The organism is Luteibacter anthropi (assembly GCF_023699965.1).
GTDB lineage: Bacteria > Pseudomonadota > Gammaproteobacteria > Xanthomonadales > Rhodanobacteraceae > Luteibacter > Luteibacter anthropi.
The window spans coordinates 3,656,843-3,668,477 of record NZ_CP077072.1; the positions used below are offsets into that span (position 1 = coordinate 3,656,843).

At 62.3% G+C, this 11,635-nt stretch carries 10 protein-coding genes; 4 read left to right on the top strand and 6 right to left on the bottom strand.

The window, feature by feature from the left end; translation table 11 throughout:
- Positions 1-152: 152 nt before the first annotated feature.
- The 3 genes from KR767_RS15745 to dmeF form a co-directional block, all read right to left on the bottom strand.
- Positions 153-2,558, bottom strand: coding sequence for a TonB-dependent receptor (locus KR767_RS15745; RefSeq protein WP_250876934.1), 2,406 nt, complete (start codon positions 2,556-2,558; stop codon positions 153-155).
- A 77-nt stretch (positions 2,559-2,635) separates the two neighbouring features.
- The gene (locus tag KR767_RS15750) at positions 2,636-3,064 is read right to left on the bottom strand and encodes an S-adenosylmethionine decarboxylase (protein ID WP_166948160.1); all 429 of its coding nucleotides are present in this window, start codon (positions 3,062-3,064) and stop codon (positions 2,636-2,638) included.
- A gap of 609 nt (positions 3,065-3,673) precedes the next feature.
- Positions 3,674-4,651, bottom strand: a complete 978-nt coding sequence (gene dmeF / locus KR767_RS15755) for a CDF family Co(II)/Ni(II) efflux transporter DmeF (protein WP_250876935.1) — start codon at positions 4,649-4,651, stop codon at positions 3,674-3,676.
- A gap of 55 nt (positions 4,652-4,706) precedes the next feature.
- Here dmeF and KR767_RS15760 point away from each other — a divergent pair, with 55 nt between their 5' ends.
- From KR767_RS15760 to KR767_RS15770, 3 genes are all read left to right on the top strand, one after another.
- Positions 4,707-4,973: a metal/formaldehyde-sensitive transcriptional repressor gene (locus KR767_RS15760; protein WP_166948156.1), complete on the top strand. Its 267-nt coding sequence runs from the start codon at positions 4,707-4,709 to the stop codon at positions 4,971-4,973.
- 102 nt (positions 4,974-5,075) lie between these two features.
- Positions 5,076-6,875 (top strand): FAD-binding oxidoreductase, encoded by a 1,800-nt coding sequence (locus tag KR767_RS15765; RefSeq protein WP_250876936.1) that lies wholly within the window; start codon positions 5,076-5,078, stop codon positions 6,873-6,875.
- A 257-nt stretch (positions 6,876-7,132) separates the two neighbouring features.
- Positions 7,133-7,474: a hypothetical protein gene (locus KR767_RS15770; RefSeq protein ID WP_250876937.1), complete on the top strand. Its 342-nt coding sequence runs from the start codon at positions 7,133-7,135 to the stop codon at positions 7,472-7,474.
- A gap of 5 nt (positions 7,475-7,479) precedes the next feature.
- On the opposite strand, the gene KR767_RS15775 is transcribed toward KR767_RS15770, so the two are convergent.
- Entirely contained in the window at positions 7,480-8,484 is a 1,005-nt protein-coding gene (locus tag KR767_RS15775) for an SGNH/GDSL hydrolase family protein (protein ID WP_250876938.1), read from the bottom strand.
- A 364-nt stretch (positions 8,485-8,848) separates the two neighbouring features.
- Positions 8,849-9,871 carry a zinc-dependent alcohol dehydrogenase family protein gene (locus KR767_RS15780; RefSeq protein WP_250876939.1) on the bottom strand — a complete coding sequence of 341 codons (1,023 nt, stop codon included), beginning with the start codon at positions 9,869-9,871 and terminating at the stop codon, positions 8,849-8,851.
- A gap of 118 nt (positions 9,872-9,989) precedes the next feature.
- Between KR767_RS15780 and KR767_RS15785 the strand changes: the two genes are divergently transcribed.
- On the top strand, positions 9,990-10,913 hold the full coding sequence (locus tag KR767_RS15785) for a LysR family transcriptional regulator (RefSeq protein ID WP_166948148.1): 924 nt from the start codon (positions 9,990-9,992) through the stop codon (positions 10,911-10,913).
- Between the two features lie 147 nt (positions 10,914-11,060).
- On the opposite strand, the gene KR767_RS15790 is transcribed toward KR767_RS15785, so the two are convergent.
- Positions 11,061-11,423, bottom strand: a complete 363-nt coding sequence (locus KR767_RS15790; RefSeq protein ID WP_345779880.1) for a DUF4180 domain-containing protein — start codon at positions 11,421-11,423, stop codon at positions 11,061-11,063.
- Positions 11,424-11,635 lie beyond the last annotated feature (212 nt).

Below are 11,635 nucleotides of genomic sequence, written 5' to 3' on the forward strand. Positions count from 1 at the left end.
CAGTATGGAGACCCCAGGCCATAGCCGACAGTGATACATATCGCCACGGCCAAAACCCAGGCAACAAGCATCCAGGCATGGCGTCTGATGAGGTCCAGCATGGTCATGATTCCTGCGGGAGGCGGCACCGGAACCCCGGTGCCGCGTCGTGGTCAGTACCGCGCGGACACGCTGAACAGCACCTGGCGGGGCGCGCTGCGCTGCAGCGTCTGGTAATCACCGGAGAACGGCGAACCGGCAATCGTGGCCGTGCCGATGTTCTTCCGGTTGATCAGGTTGCTGGCATCCAGCCGGAAGCTGAGCTCCGGGCGATTGCCCCTGGCCGGCACCGTATAGCTGGCATAGGCGTTGACCTGCCAGTAGTTCGGCACGTAGATATCATTCTCGTACGAGAAGGGCTGACGCAGGTACTCGGTGCTGGTGGCACCGAAGCGCCAGGCGTTGAAGTGCGCCGATACGTCGGTGACCAGCGAGACGATGGGATAACCCGGCTGGGCCTTGCCCTTGATGGGAAAGACATTGTCGTCCACGACGAAGTCGCGATCGTAGAACGACCGGGCGACGGCCACGCCCTGGTACACCTGCACATGCCTGGACAGGTCGGCGGTAAGGCCAAGATCGCTGCCGAAGATATGCATGCGCGGCATCACGCCCACCGTATTCACCTGGGCAAACTGGCTGCCCACCGCGGCGGAAAGCAGGCGGTTGCGGATCACGCTATAGAACGCATCGTAAGTGAGGGTCACGTTGTCGAAGCGATGAGCGACACCGGCGGTGAGGTTCCAGTCGGATTCGGGGCGGATCGACTGGACGGCCTTGTCGAATTCGTCCTGGCTCGACACGGTCCACACGGATGCCGTGTAGCCGATATTGCCGCGCTGGGCTACGCGATAGCCGTTCTCGGACTCGGCGAGATCCACGAAGACATCGGTTTGCGGTGTCGGGCTCCAGAACAGCGAAAGATGCGGCAGGAAGTTGTTCTTCACCCGCAGGGTGCCGTACGGAGCCTGGTCGGCACCGATGCCGCCACCGGTGGTGGAGAAGCTCACGCCCTTGAAACCCATGCCAAGGGTCAGCTCATCATTGATGGCGTAATCGTCGTGCAGGTAGAACTGGCGCGAGCGGGTACGCCAGTGCGATGCATTGGCGATCTGGAACGCCGGGCCATACGTGGTATACGGTCCCGTGGTGTTCAGCGGCGCACCCTGACCGAGCAAGGGTTCGTTATACCAGGAGGTTTTCGCATCCGAGTTCGTGCGCTCCTGCCAGAAGCCGGCTGTGAGCGTATGGTTTCCGGCTGTATACGTGAAGTTGAGCATGCCACCGAAGCGATTCACCTTCGGGCTCTGCACCTGCTCGGAAAACGGCGCCCCGGTGGGCGAGGGCGTATTGGGGTCGGCGAGACTGGCGTAGGTCTTGCTGTTCGCTCCATAGAGCTGGACGCTTCCGCTCAGGTCCGGCGAGATGCGGAAATGATGGGTGATGGATTCGATGTAGTCGCTGGTGGTCTGGCCAGTGTCGTAGGGCAGCAGGGAAGTGAGCTTGCCGCAGGTATAAACGCCGCACGATGCATCGGCGTTCTCAGGAAGTGCGGCGTTATAGGCATCGGCATAGTTCGGATACCGGCTGTCCGCCTTCCAGCCCAGGTTGCGGATCATGTCGAACGACAGGTTGTTGTAACCCCACACCTCGGCATGGCTGCCGGAGAAGAAGAAGGTGAAGTCGCCCCATGACACGTCCTGCTTCACCTTCAGGTCGCCACGCAGGAAGTGCTGCGTACCGGCAGCCTGGTACTTGTTCGCCGATACCCGTTGCAGGTCGGCCACGATTTCCGGACCGTTCTCGCCCAGCTTTCCGGTCTGGCCGGAGAGCGTCGTTACGAGCGTCCGGTTGCTTCCATAGGCCTGCTTTACCGTCGCGCCCGCTGTTGCCGAAGGCTGCACCAGTGCATAGGCGATGCCACCACCGTTGGCGCTGCTTGAAAACAGGCTTTCGCGGGCGGAGCCCGGTGTGATGTCGATGGAGCCGACCGCATCGGGCACCGCCACGTTGACCACGCTGGTACCGGTCATCGAGAGGAAGCTGCTGTCATTGAGCGGCACGCCTTCGAACGTCACGCCCATTTCGCTCATGCGGAAGCCACGCACGAACAGGCTGGTGGCCGAGATATCCAGGCCCAGGCCATCGGTAGCGGTATAGGAGGCACCCGGCACTTTCTTCAGCAGGGCAAGCGAATTGTCTCCGCTGAGCGAGCCCTCGAAATCACTGCGATTGAGCACGTAGGCGTTGGCGCCCACCGGCTGGATCGACGCGAGTGCCGCGCCCGACGTGGGTGCGGCCACGGACACCCCGTCGAGCACGACCGGCGTGTCATCGTTCTTCTGCTTCTTGGTATTTTTCGTTGTGTCCTCTGCATGTAGCGGCAAGGCATGCAGGCCAAGTCCGATGACCAGCATGGGAAGACGAAGGCCATATAGCAGGCGGGCTGGGCGCGTTGCGCGAATCGACTGGGCGCGCGGGCAGGCGGAGGAAGCATTCTTGATCGTGCGGAAAATCATGGGTACATCCAGGTGCGGGTACGGACGCCGGTCAGGGCCGGCGTGGGCGTCTTGGCGAGAAAGGTGCGAGGCGGTGGTCAGGCCGCTCGCCAGCTGGTGAATCCGGAACTGCGCGTGGGCCTGACCGGCGTGCGGCCCATGACCTGGGAGTCGGTGCCGTGCTGGACCCGGTGCAGCATGGTGCGAGTGGGCTTGAAGTCGTCGCAGAGATCGGACAGCAGGTGGAACACCATGCCGATGTCCGCGTTGTGTCGTGACGACGCGTACAGGTCGATGTCGACGGCGTGCCGATCGGGGAACGTGCGCAACACGATGTGCATGTCGTCGGCCATGATGGTGCCGACGACCCCTTCGTGGGCCGAAGCGGCGAACAGGTCGCCCGCAATGCTCACGTGATGGCGCATCACATGCTCCACGCAAAGTGCGCGGATGGATGCAGGGTCACGAAGGGCATCGACAGACGTGCGGCAGCCTAGCCATTCGCCAAGGAAGTGAATGCTGTGCATGGGAAGTACTCGCTGAAGGCGTGACGGGACGCGCGGGCTCGTATCGCGAGGTGGCCGTAAAAGGCGCACGGTCACGCGACAGGAGGGCCTGCGTTATTTCAGAGGCAGTGAGTTGTCACGACGACACAGAACGTGCCGGCGCGCGACGATGCGGCGTGGCCGCGTCGTCGGTCAGCGAGATGGAGGGCGCATGTCAGCGTGGATGTTGCAGCGACGCGCCCGGGCATGGCCCGGACGTGGCAAGGCGCGGACGCAGGTCCGGCTGATCAAGGGGAAAAGAGTTGTTTTCATGGCTCATCGCCTGTGCGCCGTAGGCAGCACAGACGACGGCCGGACTTCCCTAGGCGAGGAAAGCGCCGGTCGACCGGATGCGGCCGCTGCTGGCGTCCAAGTTTTCATTAGGCACCGACATCGGAGCGATGACTCCGTTATCGGTGCGGCTACTAGGGTAACTGTCCATTTCTCGCAGGTGGGTAACCAGACAAGTGCCACGGGAGACCCGTAAGGCCGGGGCACGATACTCAGGCTCGCAGGGGCCTGTCAACGAAAATCTCCTGCATTGCAGCAATGTAATGCGGGTTTGCGGATGGACGGCCGAAAACAATCGCCTCATGCAGGCGTGGCCATGTCATGCAGCGTGGGTTCCGTTGCGTGATAACCGCTGATTTCCACCGTGACGTGCACCAGTTCTTCATGAACGGACAGATGCCTGCGCACGGTATCCGCAGACAATGGTCGTTCGCTCACGACAGCGACGATGCAAGCGAAACGACCATTGCCCACGCGCCATACATGAAGGTCGCTGATGGATGCATGGGGAAGCTCCTGCGCGAAGACCTCGCGAATCTCATCGACCACGGGATGATCCATGTCGCCGTCGAGCAGGATGCGACCCGATGTACGAATCAGGCTGATGGCCCACTGCGCGACGAGGAAGGAGCCCAGGATGCCCATCACCGGATCGAGCCAGGCGATGCCGAACAGCTTGCCACCCAGCAGCGCGAAGATTGCCAGTACGGAGGTGGCGGCATCGGCCACCACATGCAGATAGGCGGAGCGAAGGTTGATGTCTTCATGGTGGTGATGCGCATCATGGCCGTGATGGTCGTGACCATGATGATCGTGCCCGTGATGGGCACCCTTCAGAAGCCATGCGCAAAGCAGGTTCACCAGCAGGCCGACCACGCCGATGGGGAGGGCTTCGTCATAGCTGATGGGTACCGGATGCACGAGATGCTCGATGGACTGTACGAGCATGAAGATCGCCACGACGCCCAGCAGGAGCGCGCTGCTATAGCCCCCCAGCACTTCGATCTTCCAGGTGCCGAAGGCGAAGCGGCGATCCGAGGTCAACCGGCGAGCGATGACGTAGGCGGCGGCAGAAATCCCCAGGGCCAGCGCATGGGAACTCATGTGCCAGCCATCGGCCAGCAGGGCCATGGAGTGAAAGAGGTATCCTCCTGCAATCTCCACCACCATCATGACGGCGGTGATCGCGACGGCTATCAGTGTGTTCTTCTCGGCGAGGGGATTGCCTTCGTTGAAGTGATGGGAATGCTGGAAGGGGCGCGGATCGGGCGTCATCATGGCTTGGCCTATATAGGGTACCCCCCTATACTATCCACCCGACGAAGAGGTTGTCATGTCCCATACCATTGCCAACAAGAAAGCCCTTATCACCCGTGTCCGGCGGATCAGCGGCCAGGTGGCCTCGCTGGAAAAAGCCCTTGAAGGCGATACGGGCTGCGATGCCGTGCTCCAACAGGTGGCATCGATTCGCGGCGCCGTACAGGGGCTCATGAGCCAGATGCTGGAAGACCACCTGCGCGAGCATGTGGCGGAGAGTAATCCGCATGCCCTGCATGAACTGGAACCCGTGCTGGCGGTGCTGCGCAGTTACTTGCGCTGAAACACGCGAGGATGCGGGTAAAGGGGCGTAAACCGCCATGACGGTGGTACGTATGGGCGTCACAATGTGCGATGACCTGCTCCCCTATGTGAAGGAAGCCCCATGCGTCGCCGCGATCTCCTGAAGGCCGGACTGGCCCTCCCGCTCCTGCCTGCCGCCTTTTCGACCATGGCCGGAGCCTTGCGTGGTGGCGCCATGTCTCGGGTACGGCCTGGCGATGCCGCATGGCCGGATACGGGGGCATGGGAGGATCTTCGCCGCCAGGTCGGTGGCCGGTTGCTCAATCCGGTATCGCCTTTTTCCGGCGCGGCCTCGGCCACGTCACGGGCCGAGGCGCTGCGCAACCTGCACAACCCGTACTACCTGGGCGATCAGGTGAGCCTGACGCAGACCAGCGGCTGGTTCGGCGCATGGACATCCCAGCCCAGCCCCTGGGCCGTGGCGGCAGAGAGCGCGGCGGATGTAGCGGCGGCAGTGAATTTCGCCCGCACGCATCGCCTGCGCCTGGTGGTGAAGGGCGGCGGTCACAGCTATCAGGGCACCTCGTGCGGCGCCGATGCGCTTCTGGTCTGGACCCGTCCCATGAATGCCGTGACCCTGCACGATGCCTTCGTGCCCGAGGGTTGCGAAGGCCATGCCGCGGAACATGCTGTGAGCCTGGGCGGTGGGTGCATCTGGATGGATGCCTACGATGCCGTGACCACGCGGGGCGGTCGCTATGTGCAAGGCGGTGGCTGCCTGACCGTGGGCGTGGCCGGCCTGGTGCAGGGTGGTGGTTTCGGGCATTTCTCCAAGCGCTTCGGCAGCGCGGCCAGTAATCTGCTGGAGGCCGAAGTGGTGACAGCCGATGGCCGTGTGGTCATCGCGAATCCAGCGAGAAACCCCGACTTGTTCTGGGCGTTGAAAGGCGGTGGCGGCGGGAGTTTCGGCGTGGTGACCCGGGTCACCCTGCGCACGTATGAACTGCCGCAGTTTTTTGGTGGCGTGGGAGGAAGCATTCGTGCGGCGACGGACGAGGCGTTTCGTGCATTGCTTGATCGCTTCTTCGCGTTCTACGCCAGTGACATGTTCAATCCGCGCTGGGGCGAGCACATCACCCTGCGCAAGGACAACGTGCTCAACCTGACGATGATGTTTCAGGACATGGACGATGCCGCAGTGAAGCATGCCTGGGCACCGTTCATCGACTGGGTGGGCCAGCGCGGCGAATACACGCTGGAAGAGCCGGTCAATGTGCTGACCGTGCCCGCGCAGCATCTGTGGGATGGTGCCTATTTCCACGAACATTTCCCGGGGCACATGCTCAACGACGAGCGTCCCGGTGCGCCGGCACGGAACATCATCTGGAACGGCCAGCAGCATGAGGCCGGCTGGTTCATCCACGACTATCGTTCGATCTGGCTGCCGTCTTCACTGCTGGACGATCATCGCCGTGCAGTGCTTGTGGACACCCTGTTCCGTGCCACGCGCCACCATGGCATGGAATTGTTCTTCGGCAAGGGCATGGCCGGAGGCACGGCGGAATCGATCCGGCGCACACGGGACACGTCGATGAATCCACAGGTGCTTGATGCCTTTGCCCTGGTCATCATGGGTGCGGATGCCGAGCCTGCGTATCCGGGCATGGACCCTGTGCATGTCGATGCGGCGCAGGCCCGTCGCGACCAGCGTGACCTTGGCGCGGCGCTGGCCGAATTGCGCAAGGTTGCCCCGGCCGGCGGTGCCTACGTGTCCGAGAGCGATTATCACCAGCCCGACTGGCAGTCGGCCTTCTGGGGCAGTCATTACCCGCGCCTGCTCGCCGTGAAGCGCCGCTACGATCCCGAGGGCCTGTTCGTGGTGCACCACGGGGTGGGCAGCGAGGATTGGAGTGCGGATGGCTTCACGCGACGGATGGGCTGAAGCCGATCCATGCCATGGGTATGCCATGATTCTGCCCTGCAAGGGCGTTAGGCTGCGCAGCGCGCCAGGTGGTACCTACACAGGGAAACGACGGAATGGTCTTCAGGGGAATTCGGGCAAGGGGTGCTGTCATAGCCCTGGCAATCGCTGGACCATGGTCCGCTCATGCCTGCACGTATGAGAAGGCGCACTACGTTTATTCATCCAATCCGTCATTGAGCGTGTCGTTCACGAACATCGGCAAACGCGAGAACGTGTTGTCGACGATCGCCTTGCAGCTGAGCGATAAACAGTCCGGTGCCTCGTTCTGGTTTCTCTTCGATGCTGGCTCGGCGCGCTACATCACCATGATCTCCACGAGCGACGTGAGATCACCAGAATGGGAGCCTCCCACGGATGGTTCGCCGAGGTTGCTGGGCAGCATGCATTTCTTCGCATGGTCCAAGCGCATGGTGTTCGATGAAAACCTGCCCATGGCTGGGGCACGGGCGCCGGACACTATCTTTCTTCCTGACCTGTCCGAGACGCTCTGGTACCGGGCTGAACCTCGCATCGGCATCGGACACGGCGTGTTCACGCTAAAGCGTTGCGGACGCTAGCGAGTTCAGAGAACATCCCGGCGAGGGAAAATGCCCTTCGGGCCGAACATCTCTGCGGCGAACCGCCCGGCTATCAGGCGATGCGTGGCGGCATCAGGGTGCAGGCGGTCGGGCAGTGGTAGTGCATCGTGATCGGCTGCTCCGTAAAGAACCTGCCCATCCAGATAGTGCAGATGAGGGTCAGTTTTCGTTCGTTGCGCCATGATGTGTGCGAGTTCGCGGCGAATCGTTTCGAGGGTGAGCTTGCCGGCGGCGCTTTCGGCGGGGTTGCCCGTGGCTCGAAACATGACCTTGCCTTCCATCAGTGCTTCGGTATCGAAGGCGCCGGGACCCGGCGTGGTTTCGTGGATCGGGCAGTACAGCGGGGAAATCACCAGCAGCGGTGTGTCCGGATGTCCTTCGCGCACAGTATCGAGAAAACCATGCACCGCAGGCACGAAAGCACGCAGGCGCATCAGGTCGGTGTTGACCAGGTTGATGCCCATTTTCACGCTGATGAAGTCGGCTGCGGTATCGCGCAGCGTGCGAGCGATGAATGGATCGAGCAGGGCGCTGCCGCCGAAACCCAGGTTGATCAGATCGACGTTGCCCGCAAGGGATACGATTGCAGGCCAGATGGTGCTCGCGCTTGCGGCGTTGGAGCCCTGGCTGATGGAGCTGCCGTGATGCAGCCAGACCTTGCGGCGTTCATCGGGGATGGCCATGGCGGGGGCATTGGCACGCAAGCCCACCACTTCCGTGATTTCGTTGTAGGGAAGCCATATCTCTATACGCTTCTCGCCCTGCGGCAGGTCGGGGAAGCGCAGGTTGGCGACGGGGCCTTCCTGCCGGCTTGCCTGGCCCGTGCGCATGTCGATCGTGACCACATCGCCGCCTTCGGCCGTTGCCTGAGCGGTGAGCTCGCCATCGATCAGCAGGTCATAGATGCCTGGCGGACGCGCAGGCACGCCTGCGTAGACATGGCGGGTGGGTAGCGTATCCAGTTCCAGTATGGTTGCGCTGGTGCGCATCACAAGGCGCACGCCTGACGGCTGCACTTCCGCCATCGTGAGTTGCGGGTCTGGGTATTGGGCCCGGGCCCAGGCCGGAAGGCGGTGTAACAGGAGACCGCGCGCGGTTGTTTCGATGTCGATGGCGCCTCGGAAGAAATCCGCGGAAAGAGGGACGGCAGTCAGTCCGTCGCTTGCAGTCGTCATGGGGATATCGTTTTCAGGGGACATGGGATTGTATCGATTTGCCATGCATTCTGTTGTGCGAAAGCCTGGTGATAATGCACCCAAGGCCATCATCTCGCCGGACGCTCTGGCAGGCGACAGCCTTTTGCTGGAAGGACACGTGCTGCGCATCGTTATGTCATGGCCCTGAGGCGCTACCTCAATCGCCCGGCAACGTAATCACCACCTTGCCGAAAGGTCCTCGCCCCAGATGATCGAAAGCTGCGAGCGCGTTGTCGAACGCATAAGTGGTATCGATGACAGGCTTGATCCGGTGGTGATCTATGGCGCGGATCATGTTTTCAAGGGATGTACGGTGCCCCACGGTGATGCCCTGGATCACGGCACGCCGCAACATGAGAGGCAGCACAGGCAGCGTGATATCTGCGCCGTCGAGGAAGCCGATCTGCGCGATCCGGCCGCCGCTTGCCAGCGCGCTGGCCGATTGCCTCAGGTTGTCGCCACCTATCAGTTCAAGGATGTGATCCACGCCGCGTCCTTCCGTGAGTTCCAGCGCTTTTACGGCCCATGCAGGGTTCGCACCTGTATCGATGATGGCATCGGCCCCCAGGTCACGTGCCCGGGCAAGTTTTTCCGCACTGCGTGAGGTCACGATCACCTGTGCGCCCAGAGCCTTCGCCAGCTGAAGACCGAAGATGGCGACGCCGCCGGTTCCCTGGACGAGGACGGACTGACCGGCATGCAAGCGGCCGGTTTCCACCAGGGCAAACCATGCGGTGAGTGCGGCGATAGGCAGGGTGGAGGCTTCGGGAGCACTGAGCGATGCCGGTGAATGCACGAGCACGTCTTCGTGAAGAATGATGTATTCGCTCAGGACCCCAGGCAGCGGACCGCCCAGTGACAGACCGTGACGGGTCATGTCGGGCGGTGGTTCGCCCTCGATCCATGGGGTCCAGAAATTGGCAACGACCCGATTGCCTTCGCGGACGCGACTCACGCCGCTTCCTGTGGAAACGACTTTGCCAGCCATGTCGGAGGTCGGTACGAAGGGCATGGCCGGTGGCTCGGGCAACAGTTCTCCCTGGATGACCAGCCGGTCACGGTAGTTCAGGGAGACGGCCTCTACACGCACCAGGACTTCACCGGGGCCCGGCTCAGGCACGAGGACGTCCGTCAGATGCAGGTTCTCCAGACCAAAGGCGGCAAGCTGCCAGCGTTTCATGGTGCGATTCACGAGGGTGTGCTCGGCTTGAAATAGGAAGCCCGCATCCTATTGACGATCCGGGTTCTCTGGCTGCGCTATATTTTCCGATTATTGGAGCGGATAAGGCGTCAATGACATGGGGCAGCATCTGCATTCGCACCTTCAGGGGCTGTCGGCGTTCGTGCATACCGTGGAGACGGGCAGCTTCACGGCTGCCGGGATACGCATGGGCATGTCGAAGTCGGCCGTCGGCAAAGCCGTTGCCCGCCTGGAAGAGCGGCTTGGTGTCCGGTTGCTGGAACGCACGACGCGCAGCCTCAGCGTCACGGCCGAGGGGCGAACCTATTACGAAAGTTGCCTGCGCGTCATCGACGAACTGGGCACCACGGAATCCCTGCTGGCTGCGCGACACAACAGTGTTTCGGGGGTATTGCGGGTCAACCTGCCGCTCTCGTTCGGTCGTTCATGCGTCATGCCGGTGCTGCTCGAACTGTCGCATCGTCATCCCGGTCTGGAGCTGGATGTTTCCTTTACGGATCGGTTCGTGGATCTGGTGGAAGAGGGCGTGGATCTCGCGGTGCGCCTGGGTGGCGTGGGTGATCACGCCACCTTGGTTGGACGCTCGCTCGGCATGCAGCGCTCGGTCATATGTGCCGCGCCTTCTTATCTTGAGCGCAAGGGACGTCCGCTGTCGGCGGACGACCTGGCATCCCACGACTGTGTGGCCTTCGCCAAGGATGGGCGTCCATTACCGTGGACGGTGCGGGGTGCGGACGGGTTGCCGTTGATGATGGCGGTTCGACCTCGACACACGGTTAGCCACGGCGAGGCGCTGCTCGATGCCGTGGTGGGTGGGCTTGGCGTTGCCTGCCTGTCGACGTGGCTGATTGCCGGGGAGCTGCTCAAAGGCACGCTTGAAGTGCTGCCAGTGGGCTTGCCGTATGGCGATGCACCCATAACGGCGTTATGGCCTAAGTCGCGTGATCTGGCGCCGAAGGTGCGTGTGGCGGTGGATGCATTGGTTGCGGCGTTTTTGCCGGTGCCGCCCTGGGACAGGTGAGGTGCATCGTTCTGATGTGACGGTCGCGCGCAAGGCGCGCTCCTACAACGCACTGATGCCCTTGTAGGAGCGCGCCTCGCGCGCGACACCCGCCAAGGCGAATGCAAAGCCCTGTAGGAGCGCGCCTCGCGCGCGACCGTCCTGTCCTCAGCCCAGCCGACGCGCCATATCCTCCATCGATTCGACGAACCAGAACGCATCTCCCTGATTCGCCTCGCGAACGAAGTCACGCAAGGCCTCGCTTCGCTGCACCGCGGCAGAAATGTCGCCGACGAAAACGAGGCGTATCCGGTAATTGACGAATTTCTGGACGATCGCACCCGCCACACCGCTGCGCAGCCGCAGGAAATCCTCGCCAAGCCTCGCCGCGGGAAAGGCCACCATATCGGCGCGCTCATCCATGGCAGCCATCAGCAGTTCCTTGCCGTCGGCCTCCGTGGAGAGCATCGGGCCTTCGGTCGGGCAGACCAGGACATGATGTCCATGGACAGAATGGATCGCTCCGTGCATCGGTGGATTCTCCTTGCGTGCGAGTGCGCTTAAACGGCCATCACCATAAATGGATCACGCATCCGGGTCGAGACGGCCTGTCAAAAAAGCACCGGTAAACCGATTGGTGGATTGACGGGGATTGTTACGGGTTGGTAATACCTGTGTGCCGGAAAGGCGCTTGTAAGCCGGGCGGAGTAGATGCCGTGGCATGGGTCGAGCCGGACAATCCC

What these genes read in the sequence shown, in the direction of transcription:
- KR767_RS15750 (WP_166948160.1), bottom strand. Translation starts at nt 3,064, where the DNA reads ATGCACAGCATTCACTTCCTTGGCGAATGGCTAGGCTGCCGCACGTCT.
- KR767_RS15790 (WP_345779880.1), bottom strand. Translation starts at nt 11,423, where the DNA reads ATGCACGGAGCGATCCATTCTGTCCATGGACATCATGTCCTGGTCTGC.
- KR767_RS15760 (WP_166948156.1), top strand. Translation starts at nt 4,707, where the DNA reads ATGTCCCATACCATTGCCAACAAGAAAGCCCTTATCACCCGTGTCCGG.
- KR767_RS15785 (WP_166948148.1), top strand. Translation starts at nt 9,990, where the DNA reads ATGGGGCAGCATCTGCATTCGCACCTTCAGGGGCTGTCGGCGTTCGTG.
- KR767_RS15745 (WP_250876934.1), bottom strand. Translation starts at nt 2,558, where the DNA reads ATGATTTTCCGCACGATCAAGAATGCTTCCTCCGCCTGCCCGCGCGCC.
- KR767_RS15765 (WP_250876936.1), top strand. Translation starts at nt 5,076, where the DNA reads ATGCGTCGCCGCGATCTCCTGAAGGCCGGACTGGCCCTCCCGCTCCTG.
- dmeF (WP_250876935.1), bottom strand. Translation starts at nt 4,651, where the DNA reads ATGATGACGCCCGATCCGCGCCCCTTCCAGCATTCCCATCACTTCAAC.
- KR767_RS15775 (WP_250876938.1), bottom strand. Translation starts at nt 8,484, where the DNA reads ATGCGCACCAGCGCAACCATACTGGAACTGGATACGCTACCCACCCGC.
- KR767_RS15780 (WP_250876939.1), bottom strand. Translation starts at nt 9,871, where the DNA reads ATGAAACGCTGGCAGCTTGCCGCCTTTGGTCTGGAGAACCTGCATCTG.